17 protein-coding genes and 3 pseudogenes are annotated in these 17,960 nt (G+C 47.1%); 11 read left to right on the top strand and 9 right to left on the bottom strand.

Annotated features, from left to right (window positions below):
* The first annotated feature begins 9 nt into the window (after positions 1–9).
* From B4923_RS20910 to B4923_RS11795, 5 genes and pseudogenes are all read left to right on the top strand, one after another.
* Positions 10–156, top strand: a complete 147-nt coding sequence (locus tag B4923_RS20910) for a hypothetical protein (RefSeq protein WP_170116051.1) — start codon at positions 10–12, stop codon at positions 154–156.
* Positions 149–436: pseudogene (locus B4923_RS21090) on the top strand (HIT family protein); the annotation flags it as partial. The gene B4923_RS20910 and the pseudogene B4923_RS21090, both read left to right, overlap by 8 nt.
* A gap of 165 nt (positions 437–601) precedes the next feature.
* Positions 602–1,099 (top strand): gluconokinase, GntK/IdnK-type, encoded by a 498-nt coding sequence (locus B4923_RS21085; protein WP_245929575.1) that lies wholly within the window; start codon positions 602–604, stop codon positions 1,097–1,099.
* A gap of 170 nt (positions 1,100–1,269) precedes the next feature.
* A complete protein-coding gene (locus B4923_RS11800; protein ID WP_109054565.1) occupies positions 1,270–2,034 on the top strand; it encodes an SDR family NAD(P)-dependent oxidoreductase in 765 nt (254 codons plus the stop codon).
* A gap of 52 nt (positions 2,035–2,086) precedes the next feature.
* Positions 2,087–2,506 (top strand): RbsD/FucU family protein, encoded by a 420-nt coding sequence (locus B4923_RS11795; RefSeq protein ID WP_109054564.1) that lies wholly within the window; start codon positions 2,087–2,089, stop codon positions 2,504–2,506.
* Between the two features lie 108 nt (positions 2,507–2,614).
* On the opposite strand, the gene B4923_RS11790 is transcribed toward B4923_RS11795, so the two are convergent.
* A complete protein-coding gene (locus B4923_RS11790; protein WP_109054563.1) occupies positions 2,615–3,685 on the bottom strand; it encodes a LacI family DNA-binding transcriptional regulator in 1,071 nt (356 codons plus the stop codon).
* A 70-nt stretch (positions 3,686–3,755) separates the two neighbouring features.
* A complete protein-coding gene (locus B4923_RS11785) occupies positions 3,756–4,529 on the bottom strand; it encodes an SDR family NAD(P)-dependent oxidoreductase (RefSeq protein ID WP_109054562.1) in 774 nt (257 codons plus the stop codon).
* A gap of 804 nt (positions 4,530–5,333) precedes the next feature.
* Between B4923_RS11785 and B4923_RS11780 the strand changes: the two genes are divergently transcribed.
* Complete coding sequence (locus B4923_RS11780; protein ID WP_109054561.1) at positions 5,334–6,449, top strand: mandelate racemase/muconate lactonizing enzyme family protein; 1,116 nt, start codon at positions 5,334–5,336, stop codon at positions 6,447–6,449.
* A gap of 191 nt (positions 6,450–6,640) precedes the next feature.
* A complete protein-coding gene (gene dcuC / locus B4923_RS11775; RefSeq protein ID WP_109054560.1) occupies positions 6,641–7,894 on the top strand; it encodes a C4-dicarboxylate transporter DcuC in 1,254 nt (417 codons plus the stop codon).
* A gap of 131 nt (positions 7,895–8,025) precedes the next feature.
* Here the strand turns inward: dcuC and B4923_RS11770 are convergent, their stop codons facing one another.
* The 5 genes from B4923_RS11770 to B4923_RS11750 all read right to left on the bottom strand — a co-directional run bounded on the left by B4923_RS11770 (position 8,026) and on the right by B4923_RS11750 (position 13,733).
* On the bottom strand, positions 8,026–8,943 hold the full coding sequence (locus tag B4923_RS11770) for a LysR family transcriptional regulator (protein ID WP_109054559.1): 918 nt from the start codon (positions 8,941–8,943) through the stop codon (positions 8,026–8,028).
* Positions 8,944–9,668: 725 nt separating this feature from the next.
* Positions 9,669–9,926, bottom strand: a complete 258-nt coding sequence (locus B4923_RS11765; protein ID WP_109054558.1) for a BrnA antitoxin family protein — start codon at positions 9,924–9,926, stop codon at positions 9,669–9,671.
* Complete coding sequence (locus tag B4923_RS11760) at positions 9,913–10,191, bottom strand: BrnT family toxin (RefSeq protein WP_109054557.1); 279 nt, start codon at positions 10,189–10,191, stop codon at positions 9,913–9,915. Before B4923_RS11760 ends, B4923_RS11765 begins: the two co-directional genes overlap by 14 nt.
* A gap of 208 nt (positions 10,192–10,399) precedes the next feature.
* Complete coding sequence (locus B4923_RS11755; RefSeq protein WP_109054556.1) at positions 10,400–11,788, bottom strand: sigma-54-dependent transcriptional regulator; 1,389 nt, start codon at positions 11,786–11,788, stop codon at positions 10,400–10,402.
* The gene (locus B4923_RS11750) at positions 11,778–13,733 is read right to left on the bottom strand and encodes an ATP-binding protein (RefSeq protein ID WP_170116050.1); all 1,956 of its coding nucleotides are present in this window, start codon (positions 13,731–13,733) and stop codon (positions 11,778–11,780) included. The genes B4923_RS11755 and B4923_RS11750 overlap by 11 nt, the downstream gene beginning before the upstream one ends.
* Before the next feature lie 557 nt (positions 13,734–14,290).
* Between B4923_RS11750 and B4923_RS11745 the strand changes: the two genes are divergently transcribed.
* The 3 genes from B4923_RS11745 to B4923_RS11735 all read left to right on the top strand — a co-directional run bounded on the left by B4923_RS11745 (position 14,291) and on the right by B4923_RS11735 (position 16,585).
* The gene (locus B4923_RS11745; protein WP_109054554.1) at positions 14,291–15,553 is read left to right on the top strand and encodes an alpha-hydroxy-acid oxidizing protein; all 1,263 of its coding nucleotides are present in this window, start codon (positions 14,291–14,293) and stop codon (positions 15,551–15,553) included.
* Positions 15,554–15,842: 289 nt separating this feature from the next.
* Positions 15,843–16,115: a type II toxin-antitoxin system TacA family antitoxin gene (locus tag B4923_RS11740; protein WP_109054553.1), complete on the top strand. Its 273-nt coding sequence runs from the start codon at positions 15,843–15,845 to the stop codon at positions 16,113–16,115.
* Positions 16,106–16,585: a GNAT family N-acetyltransferase gene (locus tag B4923_RS11735; protein ID WP_109054552.1), complete on the top strand. Its 480-nt coding sequence runs from the start codon at positions 16,106–16,108 to the stop codon at positions 16,583–16,585. Before B4923_RS11740 ends, B4923_RS11735 begins: the two co-directional genes overlap by 10 nt.
* Positions 16,586–16,661: 76 nt before the next feature.
* Here B4923_RS11735 and B4923_RS11730 read toward each other — a convergent pair.
* Positions 16,662–16,935, bottom strand: a pseudogene (locus B4923_RS11730) (IS1 family transposase); the annotation flags it as partial.
* Between B4923_RS11730 and B4923_RS11725 the strand changes: the two are divergent.
* Positions 16,925–17,227 (top strand): annotated as a pseudogene (locus tag B4923_RS11725) (IS3 family transposase); the annotation flags it as partial. The pseudogenes B4923_RS11730 and B4923_RS11725 sit on opposite strands and share 11 nt — an antisense overlap.
* A 136-nt stretch (positions 17,228–17,363) precedes the next feature.
* Here B4923_RS11725 and B4923_RS11720 read toward each other — a convergent pair.
* The gene (locus B4923_RS11720; RefSeq protein WP_109054551.1) at positions 17,364–17,726 is read right to left on the bottom strand and encodes a YebF family protein; all 363 of its coding nucleotides are present in this window, start codon (positions 17,724–17,726) and stop codon (positions 17,364–17,366) included.
* Between the last annotated feature and the right edge of the window lie 234 nt (positions 17,727–17,960).

The raw sequence follows: 17,960 nt of genomic DNA, 5'->3' as shown, positions 1-17,960 counted from the left end.
GCAGCCGCGATGAAAGAGAAGAGGCCCGGACACGTTTTTTCAGCACTGGTGTCGCCGATGCTGAAAAGAGTCCGGGTACAACAGACTTCAGGTATGGGCCGTCCTGGCATTGGAGATAACTTCAGCCAGGCCTTACAGGATTGGAAAAATGAGTAATAACGCGTGTGATTACTGTCATCCGTCAGATCAACCGATCCTCTGGCAGGATCAATACTGCCGGGTCGTGCTGGTGGATGAGGCGGTATTTCCTGGCGGGTGCCGGGTAATATGGCATCAACACAAAACCGGGTTGAGCCATTTAAACGAGGATGAACGTCAGCATCTTTTCTCGGTTATCAGTGAAGTTGAATCTGTCATTCATCAACAGCTACAGCCGCAACACATTGATCTGATAAGCCCGGGAGCGGCGTTCCCGCATCTGCACTGGCAGATCATTCCCCGCTATGCGGACGACGCCCACTTTCCCGGCCCCGTATGGGGAGCGCCGGTGCGCGAAGAGAAAACCCGTTCTCTTCCGGAGGCGTTCGGGCTGGCGGTAGCACAGGGGCTTGCATGTCGGTTCAACCGGCCGGAAAACAAGGGGCGGCATCTTTTCGTCATTATGGGGGTATCTGGCAGCGGAAAATCCGTCGTGGCGCAAAAGCTCAGCCAGCGTCTGGGGTTGGCGTGTCTTGACGGCGATTTCTTACATCCCCGCGCTAATGTAGACAAAATGGCGCAAGGTCATGCCCTGAATGATAGCGATCGTGCGCCGTGGCTTCAGGCGCTGAATGACGCCGCTTACTCCATGTTGCGCACAAATTCGGGATCGCTGCTGGTGTGTTCTGCACTGAAGAAGCGTTATCGCGCCATTTTACGTCAGGGAAATCCTCACCTCTCTTTCCTTTTTCTGGATGGCGAGTACGCCGTTATTGAAGAGCGACTTAAGCAGCGTAAGGGACATTTCTTCAGCCCACAAATGCTGGATTCCCAATTCGCCACGCTGGAGAGACCCGATACCACGGAACCGGATGTCTTCCATATCGACATTAATCGTCCGCTGGATCAGGTGATTGATGCTTGCAGGCAGGTCATCGCGGAAAAATTCGCTGCCGGGTAACAAGAGGAATATCGAATACGGTTTGCAAAACGAATATTTGCATAGTTAAGAGGAAGCCAATTTACGTTTTTTTGCCGTAAATAACGGCGTCGTCGCATATCAATTAATCCATACATCTAAAGCCGACTTTCCGGTTGATGTAAGAGATGTGAAATAAACAGGAGTTAATAATGGGATCGTTATCAGGTAAAAAAGTGCTGATCACTGGCGCGGAGCAGGGAATTGGTAAAGCAACGGCGAAAGCATTGCTTGAAGCAGGATGTGATATTTATATTCATTATTTTAGCGGTGAGGAGGGGCCGAAAGAACTGGTCAAAATAGCGAATTCTCTGGGAAGGCGAGCCGCTTATGGTTATGCTGATTTAACAGATGAAACGGATGCCGCTAAATGCGTATCGCAGGCCGTCGAGTTCTTAGGCGGTATTGATATCTTGATCAATAATGTGGGCGGTATTATTGCCAGAAAATGGCTGGGTGAAATTGATAATAAATTTTGGCGAACGGTCATTGATGTCAATATGACGACAATGCTTAATGTGACGCAAAGCGCCTTACCGCACTTAAAGAATGCCAGCGCCGGAGCGAGTATCGTCAATCTGGCCTCTCTGGCCGGACGATCCGGCGGGCATTCCGGATCTCTGGTATATTCAACAACCAAGGGCGCGATATTAACCTGGACGCGTTCACTGGCGGCAGAGCTGGGTGAGCATGGGATTCGGGTTAATGCTGTTGCGCCGGGGTTAATTTTAGGCACGCGATTCCATAATCAACATACGACCAAAGAATCAGCCGACCAGACTATTGAGGCTATTCCCCTGGGAAGAGCGGGAACGCCGGAAGATGTCGCCAAAGCTATTCAGTTCCTTGCCTCTGAATATGATGGCTTTATTTCCGGCGCCACCATTGATATCAATGGCGGTATTTACAGAATGTAAAAATTGCATGCGATGGAATTTATTTTCCATCGCATTTTTTGAGATATAGTTCATGATTAAATCAGAAATTATTCACCCGGAATTGCTGAAGATATTGGCGCAATGTGGTCATAAAGCCAATATTTTAATTGCCGATGCAAACTACTCTTTTGTTACTAATTCAGCGCGCAATGCGCAAGTAATCTATCTTAACTTTACACCTGGTATGATTAGTAGTACGGCTATTCTGGATAAAATTCTTGGCTATATTAATGTTGAAAAAGCAACATTGATGGCTTATCCAGATGATTTTGAAAATACCATTGAGAAAGAATACAAGCAGCTACTCACGGATACGGTAGACATAACCTACGTTGACAGAAATAGCTTCTACTCGCTGGTTAAAAGCGATGATACTTTACTTGTGATAGCCTCTGGTGAAACCCGGCGCTTTGCCAATATATTGCTGACCGTGGGTCCTATCGTATTCTGACGGAAATACGGCTCCCGACCGGTGAAGCATTCTTCCGCCGCCTGATCGTGTCATGTGATGGCGCCCACGTCCGGCGCCATCAGATACCGACAAAGCAAAGCATGTCTCTTATTTCTGAGTATGTCCTGAATGCGGGTCTTCACTGTCTCTGACCGATTTCCGGCTGACCAGCGCAGGCCTGAAAAGAAATTCTTTGGAAGGGAGCGCCGGGTTATCTATCCGGCTAAGCAGACGATCCACCATGGTTGTGGCCATGTCTGCCAGTGGTGGCATCACCGAGGTCAGGCCAGGGTAAATCAGGCCGGAGAGTGAAATATTATCGATCCCCACAATGGAGATCTCTTGTGGCACGTTCACCCCCGTTTCGTGCAGACCGGCCATCAGTCCGATACCAAGCGCATCGTTGATGGTGACAACACCATCTGGCCAGCGTGGCTGCTGGCAGATTTTTTTAGCCAACAGACGCCCCAGCTCAGTCATTTCGGTGTCCCCGTAGGCAGAAAGGGCTTTCCCCTCGATGATCATCTCTTCCCTTAGCAACCCATGTTCCCGGGCCGCGCTGAGGAACCCCTCAATTTTGTGAGAGCGGCTGGCGGTAAGGCTTGCCTCGGTAACAAATGAAATATGGCGGCATCCTCTGGCGATCAGGTGTTCGGCAGCCAGTCGGCCAGCTTCAACGTTATCCATTGAAACGCTGTCGTAAGGCGTCGTACCGGGTTGTATTCCGCTGGACAGGCGGCTGTCGTAGGCGATCATAATCATGCCCTGAGCCGCGGCCCGTGAAAAATGGGGCTTTTCCATATCACTCGCTGCAACAATGATGCCGCGAACGCCGTGAGCGAACATATCTTCAAGGAAAGCGTGTTCTTCATCCACCTGACGATAGGTGTTTCCCAACAGTACGCGATACTGATGCGTTTTCGCTGCCAGATCCACTTCCCGTGCCAGAGCAGCAAAGCTCGGGTTAATGATCGAAGGGACCAGCAGACCGAACATTTTCGCCTGACCCGTCTTGAGTTGCTGAGCGATCCTGTTTGGATGGTAGTCCAGATCGCGCATGGCCTGCTCAATACGCTCCAGGGTTTCCTGACGCATTTGGTCGGTGCGCCCGTTCAGCACATTTGATACGGTGCTAAGGGAGACGCCAGCGTGTTTCGCAACATCACGAATGTTTGCCATACTTTCCTTACATCTGTTTTTATTGCCTGATTATAAGTTTTTTATCCGGGAACACATTTTTTAATGGCAACTAAGGCGCCATCTGACCACCGTTAACGTCAATAATTTGCCCGGAAATGTATCCGCTTAATGCGTGAGTCGCCAGGAATAGATAAGTTGGCGCCACCTCCTCGCTACGGCCGAAGCGCCCCATCGGAATGGCGTCGCGCATCTTTTGCACTGTTTCATCACTTTTGCCGTGATGAAACGCGGTATCTATGCTTCCCGGTGAGACCACATTAAAGCGTATATTATCCTGGGTGAACTCTTTTACCCAATTGCGGTGCATGTTGTGTATCCAGGCCTTGGCGCTACCGTAAACGCCCGCGCCAATTCCACCGCCGTCGCGACCTGCAATTGATCCCGTACTAATCACTGCGCTGCTCAGTCCGCTCTCTTTGGCTGATTGACGCAGGTGGGGAATGGCGTATTTGGTCATCATCAATACCGAGCGCACGTTGAGATCCATAACCCGATCGAAGAACGCATCATCCATATTTTCCAGCATACTCCTGCCGCCCAGTCCGCCCGCATTGTTGATCAGCACGTCGATTCCTCCGAAGTGAGCGACAAAATCATCCACTAACCGCTGACAATTAGCCGAATGACTTAGATCCGCCGCAAACTGAGAGTACTGACCAGGTAGCGTATTCAGTGAATCCAGAGTGTGGGGCGCGGTAATAGTGCTACGACCATTAATACCGACACAGGCACCATATGTTAGAAACAGTCTGGCTGTCGCCAGCCCAATACCTGTAGTCGAACCGGTAATTAAAACACGTCTGCCTTTTAGCTCATGAAACATGCAAATCCTCTCTAAACAGGGAGATAGATGTGGATTACCGCCGAGTATTGATACATGCACGGAAGGAATCTCTCCGGGGGGATATTTTCTGCAACGTTTTAGTGCAACGTTACAGAAAAGTATAACGAAAAAAGCGGCAACGCAATGGTTATTATGTTTTGAACAGAGCGCGGTGAAGGGGTTACGAGAGCACGGTGTTACGCACAGCACCCACCGTTTCGCTAAAATCGTCCCTGAGGGAATCTGAATATTCCTCGTAATACTATGATATTAATGATTTAAGTTTGAATTCAGATCTTGTTGGTATACCGAAACGTATACCAATGATGAAAAGGGGGGGGGGGCGAATAGATGACGAGTTACTCATCACCTTTTAAGGCATTTTGACGTAAAAAAACCGACCGGAGCCGGTTGTTTCATTGCCGGCGTCTGCCTCGCAACTCATATTTTGGCAGCCAGTAGGCGTCGCCGCCTGATACCGATCCTGCAATTGCTTTACTTATATCACTCAATAAAAAATTGTTTATTACATGACACTTCCTATTGAGATTGAAATCAGGAACAGCTATTTAAAATGAAGTATAACCAAAACCTATAATATTATATGTAATTTCCAATTTGAATTATTGTTTGTAGAGTGCGATAGTCAAAATAAATAGCCGGTGAGGCAAATTTTGTGGATATTTACGGCAGAGTTATTGGCTGTTATCTCACTATTTATCATTAACAACAAATCCCGAGTTACGCTCGAATATGTGAAGTGCTATATATTGCGATAATATTCTCACAAAGGAAAAATGAATAATGAAGATCACAAAAGTTGAATCTATTTTGACAGGCTCTCGCCGCTTATTCGTAAAAGTGTACACTGACGAAGGTATTATCGGCACAGGCGAAGGCGGAAACTGGGGGTTCAGGGAAGCGGTGGCTGGCGCGGTTGCCCGCATGGAAAAACCGTTGATTGGTCAGGACCCGAGGCGGATAGAGTATATCGGGAGCGAGTTATATAACCGGTTTAAATTCGGCGGCACGGTTGTCGGCAGCGCGATTTCCGCTATTGACATTGCTTTGTGGGATATCAAGGGTAAGTATTATAACGCCCCTATTTATGAGTTGTTAGGCGGCGCCGTCCGCAAGAAAATTCGTTTATGGGGCGTTGTGAATGGCAAAACCATTGAGGAGAGCGTTGAGTCAGCGATAAAACTACAGGCGGAAGGGTATACCTGTATTCGATTAAATCCAACCAATATCAGGGAGGCCACCGGTACTTACGCCCGCCAGATGAAAGCAATGAGCGATATGATTCATGCAGTACGTGAAGCTGTTGGTCTGGATATGGATCTGGGTTGCGAAATTCATCGCGCGTTACAGCCGCATGAAAGCATTACTCTTCTGAGGATGGTAGAAGACTGCAATCTTCTTTTCTTCGAGGACCCGATTAATTATGAAAATTATTTATCGCTGAAAGAAATAACGCGTAAAACTAAAACACCGATCAGTGCCGGAGAACGCAGTTTTTGTATTCAGGATGTGGATATGCTGCTTCGGGAGGAAAGCGTTAGCTTTATACGGCCGGACATTTGCGTTATGGCGGGTATTACCGGTTGTAAAAAAGCCGCGGCAATTGCGGAAAGTCATTATGTCAACGTCATTCCGCATATTGCCACCGGCAGCATTAACCTCGCCGGTAGCCTGCATCTGGCAGCCGCAATACCTAATTTTGAAGTAATGGAAATGTGTCCTATCACCAGTGAATGGGAGAGGATTCAAAAAGAGATAACCACGCCGTTTAAAATTGAGAATGGCTATTTAATGGTGCCGGAAGGTCCGGGACTTGGCGTTGAGTTGCGAGATGACGTTAGAGAAACGGCTCCTTATTGTGACTGGGAATGGGATTTTGATAAATGCGATATAAAATAAGGTTATCTAAAAATAAAGTAATATGACGGATACTCATACTGCTTGACTCCAGTGTAATAGTAATAAAAGTGACCGCATAGAAACGGCCCGGAGTTGCCGGGGTTGTGTGGCGTCTAATAATCCGTCGCTTTGCACAACCAGGTAAAACTAACAATAAAAACCAATGCAGCTCTATTAAGGGGAATAAAATTATGATATGGGTTGGTATTCTTATTATTATTACAACATTTTATTTTATCATAAAAAATTATGAAACCAGATTAGTGCTGATTATTTCCGGGGCAGTTATGGCATTACTCGGTGGAAATGTTGTAAGCGCGGTCAATGCCTTTGTCAAAGAGTTAACCAATCCCGGTCTGGTGCCGACAATCTGTACGGTCATGGGGTTCAGCTACGTAATGGATTATACAGGTTGCAGCAAACATCTGGTTACTTTTATGACGAATTTGTTAAAGAAAGTGCCGTTAATTATTATTCCTGGTGCTGTTTTGGCCACATTTTTCCTGAATATTGCTATACCAAGCGCGGCTGGCGTGGCAGCAGCCGTAGGAACACTTTTAATTCCTACTTTGCTGGCCGCCGGTGTTCGTCCGGCAATGGCCGGCAGCGCTGTGTTTTTGGGAACGTGGGGGAGCGTCATGAGTCCGGGCCTGATGTTTAACCCTCAGGTGGCTGAAATGGCCGGAGTGGATGTAATGACCGTTATCTCGACATTTTCCAGGCAGGTATTAGTGTCTGCCGTTGCTGCCGCATTAATTTTAATGGTGATTGCTTATATAAAAAAAGAGGGCGTGGGAAGCAGCCCTTTAGATAGTAAGGATGGGGAGATTGAAAAAAACAAGGTCAATTATTTATTTGCCTTTATACCTGTCGTTCCTATTGTTATTTTAGTTTTAGGTAGTAAACAGGTACAGTTGATACCTGAATTTACAGTGCCTCAGGCTATGATCCTGGGAACAGCGTTAGGGTTTATTATTACCCGACAGCATTTAAAAGAGATGACAAAGCAGTTCTTCCGTGGCATGGGCGATGGTTTCTGCGATGTCGTCGGCATTATCGCTTCCGCCGCCATGTTTATTCAGGGGATGCAGGCCATTGGTCTGGTTGACGAGTTACTGGATATAATGAAGAGCTCGCAGCAACTGGCAAAATTCTCGGCGGCGTTTGGTCCTTTTATTATCGCGGCAATATCAGGAACGGGAAATGCGGCGGCGCTCGCCTTCAATGGAGCCGTAACACCGCACGCGCCGACCTTCGGCTATGGTATTATTGAAATGGGATCTATGGTTCAAATCGGAGCCGCTTTAGGGCGCACAATGTCACCGGTATGTCCGGCGGCAATTATTCTGGCAAAAATTGCGGGGGTTAATCCTATAGAAATTAGCAAACGTAATATGATTCCAACTGTTATAGCGGCATTTATCGTTTTGTTTACATTAATGTAATAAGAGTCACTCTGCCAATTCCAGGGGCCGTTACCGCAGGAAAATTATTAATATAGTGATGAATTGCGCCAGGACGGACGAGTAGCGGGAGCTGAAAATCAGGATTAATCCCGACGGCAGATAAAGCAGCATTACCTGTAAATATTTTTTACCGTTGAAAAAAAAGAAAATACATCTTTAGACAGATAAGCATTTTTTCTATAAACAAATCCCACTTGCAATTGATCAGGCACACAGCCGTTTAATATATAATACTTTCCGCGAAATTCGGGATTGCAGTAAGGAATGATCACTTCCGATACGAACGCAACGCCTATGCCGGCGACGGCTAACGCATGGGCCGTTTCCATACTTCTGACTTCAATGATCGCCTTGGGTGTAAATTTTTGTTTTTTAAAGAAGTTTGTAAGCTGAATTCTGGATTGAGAATCAGGAAGAAGATAAATAAAGGACTCATTTTGTAAATCAACCAGATTGATGGAGGGATATGAATCAACAGAATCGTTGACTCTATACTTATTGTTAACAGGATGATCGCGGGGTAATACGATTAAATGCCTTTCTTTATTGATAAGAGAATAGGTCAGATCGTTGTTTTTAACCGGTAAAATTTCCACGCAAAAATCTATATCACCAGTAAGTACAGCACTTTCAAGTTTTGATGCATTATTCTCATAAATTGAAACTGTAATGCCTGGATATTTATCATAGAAAACCGGAAGTACTTTGGGGAAAAAGTACTTTCCCCGGAATTGAGAAATGCCAACGGTGATATTTCCACTTTTCAAATCGGCTATGTCCTTCATCTTCTTGTGAAGTTGTTTTTCATAATTTAAAATCTGATAGGACATTTCAAGGAATTGCTTCCCGGCGAAGGTCAGCATTAAAGGCTTTCTGCTGCGATCGAACAATCTTACCCCCAGGGATTCTTCGATGCGGGCGATGGATTGGCTTAACGACGGCTGAGTAATAAAGAGCCTTTGCGCTGCGTTAGAAAAACTTTTTTCTTCTGCGACCATTAACACATATTTGATATCACGAAATTCCATAGCGAGATCTTCCGTTAACTAATTGTTTCAGATAGTAGATCACCCACAGGGATCTCAGTCCGGATTGTACAATCTGTTCAATCGCCAAATATCGCAAACCGACAACCGGATGACCATTGCATCAATTCCTCGAATCGAATGACGTCTGATGCAGAAAATCTGTATGATCACGAAGTTCTGCAAAGTTTGCCTACGGGTTGCGTTAAAAAAACCGACAGAGACCAATACTCCGGTATTAGCCGGCTGATACAATACCCGCCATCACATTTTGACTAGTTGGTGTTCACGCCGAAGTGCGAAATTATTATCTGTTGACGAAATAAATAAAATCCCGTGCGAAAGTAGATTCATCTGGCAATGCGTTCTGGCCACTACCCAACGATAAATCTTAAATCCTGTATCGCATATATATATGCGGATTAAAGGCAAAGCGAATGCGATATGACATGGCGGTGCTCGCCGCTCTGGCACAGTAGCGATGAGAGCAGAGGATAAACCAAAGGCCATTAATGTTGAGGCTGAGAGATCACGGCAAGATCAAACAAACGACTCTTTGTTGTTGATGGCGCACAGTTTGCGGCGTTCATTGTCGAATTGAAAAAACCAATCACCAGTAATGAATCGCTGCGGGCGCTATTAGATAGAAAATCACCGTGGGAGTAACGGTGACCGCATAATCGGAGCCACCGATTTTTAACATTGCTGCAAAAAGGGAAGGTACATAATCAGGAACGCAATGCTTTTTCCATCTCCCGGCGCAGAATATTATTCAACCGTGTCTGATAGCCTGGCCCTTCACTTTCAAGCCAGTTCAGCACATCGGCATCAATACGTACCGTTTTCTGCACTTTTACCGGTTTATAGAATTTACCACGCACTGCATTGTTCCACACCGCATCAGGCAATTCCGGCGCATCGCTGTAATCGATATCTTTATCCGCCATGTTGTTAAGGCGATCGATTTGTTGTTTACGATTCTTCATCCTCGTATCTCGCTCTCTCTTTGGCGTTTGCTTTACGGGCAGAAATAAGCCTTATTGAACCGAATCTGTCCGTATGCACTACCAGAAGTAAAATTTGTCCACCTGCTTTTCCTATTGTTTGGTATCGCTTTTCTCCGTAATCAAATCTGTTATCAAGCACGCTTAGCGCGCTGGAATCAAAAAAGATTTCACAAGCGAATTCAAAAGCGACATTGTGTTTATGCCAGTTTAAGTGAGCTTTATCTTTATCCCACTGAAACTCTATTCCATTAAGTATGTGGCGAATGTCTAAAAATCACATCGTGTAGTTGCTTTTTGTAGTTACATATACCATATACAACGCTGGTGGCGTCGCCATGCGTCAGCAGGTAGCTGCAAAAAAGAGAACGAGATAACTCAATTCTTTGATTTTGTTTATATTTTATAAAACCCAGCGGCCACTCTACAACAGTCAAGTATCTAAACCAATCGTATTACGTGTTATCACCGGCTTTTGGTTTTTGGGCGGCTGTTTTTCCGCTGATGTTAGTGTTGCATAAACGACGACTCAGGGCGCTTTGGGTGATCCCGAGCAGTTTGGCGGCGGCGCTCTGGTTGTTATTGGTGCGAATGAGCGCCTCATGGATCAACTGCTGCGTGATTTCTCTAATGGTGGGTAAGCGCGCCGGAAAGACAATCCGTTCACTTTGGGGCATCTGTTGGGTCTGTTCCAGCACCTTAAAAAAAGGCGCGAGGGCCAGTTCTTGGCCGTTACTGATCCCAACTGCGGTAAAGGTTAACGACTTTAATTCGGCAATATTTCCGGGGAAGGCGTACCTCTCTAATCGGCTCGCTAGAGCATGGGGCAGGGCGAGGTAATCTCGGCCCAACTCTTGGCAGGCCATCTCATTAAAATGCTGTAATAACAGGCCAATATCGGCGGCTCGTTCCCTAAGCGGCGGCAGTTTGATTCGTTGTGGTTGCAAGCAGTAGAGCAACCCGTGGGAAAAAGCCCTTTGTTCGAGTTGTTCCAGCGGCACCGTCGAGCTAAACAGTAATCGGCATTTAAGGGCGGTTTCCCGCAATGAGCCCTGTGGAAAATAGCGTTTGCGCTGGCACAGTTGAGTGAGCATTCTTTGGGTTTCCGCGCCTGCCAGCGCTAAATTATCGAGCAGCAAAAAGCCTGAGCCCGCCATATCGAGTAAGCCCGCTTGATTGGCAATTCCAAACAGTTTTTGCGCCAATATCTGCGGGGATACATCGGCCAGTGACAGCTCTAACAATGGCGATTCCGGGCAAACCAGTCGTTGCAGCGCCTCAGCAAACAGGTGCTTACCTGTGCCGATTTCCCCTTCGATTAAAATGGGCTCGCGGCTATCGTGCAGGGTGGCGGCGAAATTGAAGCAGTCGTGCATTTTGATGTCCGTGGTAAGGATTTGATCGAATGCTTCCAGGTTCATGCGGTTAAAGAAACCATCTTTAATTTGATGGTAACGCCGTTCTAGCCCAATCATCTCCATGGCGCGCCGGACACATAGCAGCAAGTGGTCGGTCGAACTGGTTTTGGTAATAAAATCGTAGGCGCCTTGCTTCATGCACTCTACCGCGATTGCGGTTTCGCTGAGTCCCGTCAATACGATCACTCGAACATAGGGGGCGTGCTCGCGAATATCTCCAAGCAATTGCCGACCGTCGAGAGCCGGCATGTTGAGATCGAGTAACACTAGCGCGATATCCAAGTCGTTGATCAGTTGCAGGGCCTGACGGCTGTTTTCGCAGGTGTAGGTCTTGGCCTCTGGAATATGCCGATTGAGCAACATATCGATGGTGCGTAACCAGCGGGTTTCATCATCGATGACGAGAATATTGCGGCTAAGTTTCATTGCACATTCCTAACAGGATTTTCATTTCGGTACCGATATTGGGCTGCGAATGGATAAGCCATTGGGCTCCGTGTTCGACAAGAATTTTATTGGTGGTTGAGAGCCCAAGCCCGGTGCCGCCTTGCTCGCGGCGGGTGGTGAAAAAGGGTTCGCGAATACGCGCCTGTATGTGAGGCTGCATACCGCAACCATTATCTATGACCTTAAGGTATACCTGACCCTCTTCGACCCCGGTTTCAATCGTCAGCAGCGGATTGGTTTTGTCCATCGCCAGACAGGCATTTTGGATCAGATTGATAAGCACCAGTTGGAGTTGCAGTTCGTCCCCCTTAATAGCGGGAAGTTTAGGGCAGAGTGAGAGCTGCAACTGCAAACGTTTGACATTGTTATGGGTTAATCGCAGCGCGGTTTCAACAATGTGGTTTAGCGCGACAGGCTTAACATTGTTGAGGCCGTAGCGGGAGAAGTGCTTGAGATCGTGAATAATACAGCCGATGCGCTCGGCCGATTCCTGCACCGATTGGCTGGTATAATTAAGTTCCTCAAACCCCTGTTGCAGCGCCTGCGGTTGCGTGGCCGCCAACGGCAGCGCACGTTGCAGATCGTCGATAATATCCTGCATCAGACTCATGGATTGATTAATAAGCCCTACGGGATTATTAATTTCATGGGCTATGCCCGTGGTCAACTCCCCAAGGGAAGCGAGGCGGCTGGATAGCTCGCTCGCCTGTTTTAACTCAAATGGTTCGGTGTAGTCTTCGATAAATAAGGCGAGCATATTGCTTGAGATCAGGTACAAGTTAAGTTTCCAGCGTTTATTGTCGAGAGAAAACTCTATTAATTGCGAGTTTTCACCGTTAAATCCTGACTGGATAAGCTGCGTTAGCGCCACCTTTGGATACGCCTGTTTGAGTTTCTCTGGCGCTAACATCCATTGATACTTACCGTTTTGCCAAATTATCTGCTGGTGTTGATCCAGGAGGATAATGCCGCAGGGCAGGCCATCTAATACCGAGTGGAATTGGGCCGATACTCGGCTAATTTCCGCCTCGGCTTTTTGCCGTTGGCTGAGTTCCCGTTTAAGGGATTTGGTTTTTTGCCTGAGCACCAGGCTGATATAGAGGGTGATCAACAGGCCAATGCTGGAGACGATGGCGGCTAATAACGCGCCTTGAAACAAATTGTTACGTACTTGTCCCAGCTCGATTTTTTCCTTGCCGAATCCGACCCATTTATCAATCAAATCATCGAAATAACCGCTGTGGTAATTCTGCTCCAGAACGTCACTCACGGCTTTGGAAAACAAAGGGTCCTTATCGGACATGACCAAATAAAACTGACTAAAAAATAATGGATTACTTGCCGTTTTGGTCATTGGGAACAGCGACAGCAGGCGGCGGGCACAGTAGAATTCGGCCAGCACAAAGTCCACTTTACCGGCGGATAATAGCTCGAATCCCTGCTCATTGGTGACCACGGGCACGAGGATAAAATCCTGCGGATTGGCTTTAAGATACATATCCACCGAGGAGGCTTGTTTGATGGCCACGCGTTTTTTACGCAGCGCCGCCCAAGAGTCCGCCTGGCCTTCGGTGCGCCGATTATAGGCGCTGATATAGGTGGGCAGCAACGGCAGCGCGGTATGGAGATCGAACGTCTCTCCCGCAGGCAAATCAATCACGGCTAATTGGCGCGTCTGATGGGTCACGGAATACAGAGTTTGCTCAAGGGTTTGGCGGTTGATGATTAAATCGTATTGCAATTTTTGGGCAATTTGACGGACTAATTCAATGTTAAAGCCTGTCTCTTTACCGGCCTCATTTTGCCACTCAAAGGGCGGGGTATTGCTATGGACATTGAACGTCAGATCCTGCTGCGCCAATCCTTGAGTCGAGATCAGACTCAGCGCCAATATCATTCCCCGTAAATACCGCCAATAGCTCACTGAATACACACCTTCTTGATATCTTCCCAAAATCGGTGCCAGGCTAAGAGCCCATCCCATTAGGGCTATTTCACTTGCCATTTTGGCCCTGGGCAGTGCTCGAAATCCTCACGTACTACGTGTACGCTCCGGGATCGAAGCGCTGTCCGTGTCCAAACTGGCTGCGCCAATCACGCCTACTGGGATAGGCTCGAAATCAGCGATCCGGGCCTTTTTGGATTGGGTTTAACCATAAGCGCAGTCAGTCCACAATGGCAGCCTGTTGCCTCTTTTCTGCTGGTGATTTCACATTTAATTTGCTTGCTAATTTTACGGTCAGGTTATATTTGATTTAAAAAAAAGATAATTAATTGATTTTGAACGGCTAAGTTTTCGTCATTATGCAAAAATGCATAATTGGGTATGCAAGGATCAAAGTTTTTTAAGTTAAGAGATCTATCGCCAAATTTTATCTTCGAGTGTTACCCCCTAAGAAATCGCGCGACGTAAATTGAGATCGTGAGCAAAACGCGTCAATAACTCCTGAAAAAAAATTGAATAACATAGGGGACACTAAGATGGATAATAGATTAGACCAAAATCGTCGTGAATTTCTAACCAAGGGAGCAATGCTCGCCGCTGCGGCAGGAACGCTTGCCATGTCGGCCTCATCTTCGGTCCATGCCGCCGGCGCATCGGCTGTCGCAGCGGCAACCACCGGAGCTGCGGAGGTGCCGAAAGCCATTACGGGTTACATTAAAGAGCCTAAAAACTTAAAAGATGTGCTCAGCAATTCCCGTAGAATTATGAGCACTTGCGCTGCTTGCGATGTAGCCGGCGCAGGCCATTGTAATGGTAAAGGCCCCTGCGGAGAGGGGGTTCCTGGTATGGGCGGCATGCGTCAAAGTTTTGTGCGCAACATTGAAGCCTTTGAAGGCATGAGCCTCAATATGCGCAGCCTGAACAATGTGACTAAGCCGAAAATGGAAACTGAGTTACTCGGCGTTAAATTAGCTATGCCCATCCTAACCGGCGTCACCGGCGGTCTAACCTACAACATGGGCGCGGCCAACAAATTAGCGTTCGATGGCGAAGTGATGACCGAAGATAAATACGCCCGCGGCATTATCGAAGGGGCGGCAAACGCAGGCTGTTTAGGTTGGGCGGCGGACGGTATTGAAGATCCACTCGATACCTACAAACGTCGTTTAGAAGTCGTCAAAGAATTTAAAGGTCGCGCGATTGCGCAAATCAAGCCTCGTACTCAACAGGAAATCTTTGAACGTATCGATCTCGTACAGGATGCCGGCGCGCCTTTCTTTGCGATTGACATCGATTCGGCTGGTCGCGCCGCCCGTGCGCTACCCGGCAACACGGTTGAGCCTAAGGATCTGAAAAAGCTTAAAGAAATCGTTAAATACGCCAAGATCCCCTTTATTGCGAAGGGGGTGATGACGGTTGAAGAAGCCCTGATGTGCGCCGAAGCCGGTTGCGGTGCGATTGTGGTGTCTAACCACGGTGGTCGCGTACTGAGCTCGACCCTGGCCACTATGCACGTGTTACCCGCGATTGTAAAAGCCGTACGCGATCGCGGTTACAAGATGCCAATTCTGGTGGACGGTGGTGTGCGTGATGGTGGCGATGTGCTCAAGGCGCTGGCTAGTGGCGCTCAAGCCGTATTAGTCGGCCGTCCAATGCTACGTGCCAGCCTCGGCGGTGGTGTTAAAGGGGTTGAGATGCTGTTCAAACGCTTCCAGGGTGAGCTTGAGTCAAGCATGGTGCTGACCGGCACCGCCGATGTGAAAAATGTCGACCCATCGATTCTCATCCGGGAGGTTTAATTCGGTGAGGGGAGTTGAATAGGTTGCCTATTATTTTGATTGTATGGCTTATTCCTGATTCAATTTTTGTTCTATGGGCCCAAGTTTGGGCCTAAAATTTTTTTGCTTGCTGCTTGCTGCTTGCTGCTTGCTGCTTGCTGCTTGCTGCTTGCTTATAGCCTAGACAGCGGAAGCTTTTTGCAAAGTGAGTAGCCAGAAATTTATCAGCTAATAAAATGACGTTGTGTAGCAATTTGCCATACGTTTAGTTATAGTTAGTGTATAGCAAATTGCTATACACGAGGTAATCATGAGAACAGAAGTGAAAGAAACGCCCATTAACATTCGGGCAAAAGCATCACAGCGCGAATTAATCGATGTCGCTGCAAGACTACAATCAAAATCTCGGACTGACTTTATTCTTGAAGCCGCATGCCGGGAAGCTGAAGAAGTGTTGCTGGATCAACGCCTATTTTTGGCCGATGATTCTCAATTCGATGCGTTTATTGCTGCTTTGGAAAAGCCCGTTGCTACTAATGAACGTTTACGAGCACTGCTAGACAGGACGTCGCCGTGGGAATAACCGCACCAGAATTGCTATCAGCCCGGCATATTACAACGGATTTTTCTTGTTCTGAGACGTCGTTAGATGAGTGGTTAAAGCGTAAGGCGCTCAAAAACCAGACGAGTGGCGCATCACGAACGTTTGTGGTCTGCGATGCGGATAACCAACATGTCGTTGGGTTCTATGCACTAGCGACGGGAAGCGTTCAGCGCCAGTCCGCACCGGGTGCAATAAGACGTAATATGCCCGATCCAGTGCCCGTTTTAGTATTGGGACGTTTGGCGGTGGATGGTCGCTATCAGGCAAAAGGAATTGGCGCAGGATTATTAAAAGACGCGGTATTACGTTCCCGGCAGGTGGCGGAGCAAGTTGGAACAAAAGCGCTTTTAGTTCATGCGCTATCCGAAGAAGCAAAGGCTTTTTATCTTCATTGGGGCTTCCTGCCCTCGGAAATTCAGTCTAATACTCTGCTTTTACCTTTATGGTAGATATGGATATTTAATAACTCCTTACTTTTTATTTGCAATGGTCGTATTTATATTTGAAATTTCTTTGCTTATTTGGTCATGACTCAAATGCGTTGTAGTGGTGTTTTTCAATATAAGTACCGATGACTTTTTATGTATTTCAAATGAACGGGAAAAGCAGGTTGTTTTCCTTGCCAGACGCTTAATGTGAATTCGTAAATTAAGATTATGCCGCTCAATTCGCTGTGTGAATATATCTTACCTGTCAGGTGTTTTTCTGACTCTATTTCTCGTGCGTAGCTGCCCCAATCATCGGTAGTGAAAAAACCAATATGGAAAGGTTTTAACAAATCGAGAAGCTTCCGGACGGTGAAATACGTGCCGCTGTGGCCTTCGTCCGGATTCGGCTCGCTGGAGGCAGCGCGTGAATGGGTGGGTATTTTTACGAGTTGGTATAACGAGAATCACTATCACAGCGGTATAGGGTACGTGACGCCGACGCAGCGTCATCGGGGCGAAGACCGAGAGATACTGATGCGGCGGGATGAGTTGTACCGAGCGGCGCGGGCGGCGCATCCAGAACGTTGGTCAGGCGATACAAGAAACTGGCAACCGATAAGTACCGTAACACTCAATCCGGAGCGGGAAAAACAGGCAGCCTAAATCAACAGGGGATGACAACAACCTTGACACTGACCGAAATGGGCGGAATGGGGAATCATTGAAAAAAGATGAGTGTCTGTTCTAAGTAGAGTAAGCAGTCACGAAAATCGTGACTGCTTTTCATTGTCGGATGAACTCAGTAAATTCTGGTTCCAACTGAATATTCAACGCCGCCTAGTCTGCAAATAAACATGGCAACCGTATGGTGTCCTTCCAGTGGCCCAGATACTGTCACAGAAAGACTATAGACATCTCCTGATATATATGATTCGCCTTTATTGAAGCTGATATCCGGTTTATCGGTGCCTAGTTTATCTGCCTGGAGTTCTTTCCATCGTGGAATTCGATATCTAACCAGATCGCTTCTTACAGCTTCAATCGCTTCTTCGTAGGTGACTTCATCGCATGTAGGTCCTGTATACCAACGATAATATCCGTAACCAAAGTCGGCAATAGCAACCACCAAAATACATAAAGCTGTTTTTATTTTCCATCCCATGATTTTTACTTTATAAAACAATGTTAGCAGTAAATTATACGCTCACACATGAAAGTCAAGGCCGTCACAATGGGTAGAGTTATTGAAGCGGCAGTAGATGTTTAAGTTAAGTACGTAGTTACGAGTTATCACCTTGCGTGATACGTGACACATTGAGCTTTACGAACGTGGCTGGTAAAGCTCTTGCTTTCGCCAAGGGCTGGGGGGAGTTGAATTTATTATCTATTATTTTGA

The sequence above is a fragment of the Brenneria roseae subsp. americana genome (genome assembly GCF_003115815.1).
GTDB lineage: Bacteria > Pseudomonadota > Gammaproteobacteria > Enterobacterales > Enterobacteriaceae > Brenneria > Brenneria roseae.
This window is presented reverse-complemented; position numbering and strand designations above follow the sequence as displayed.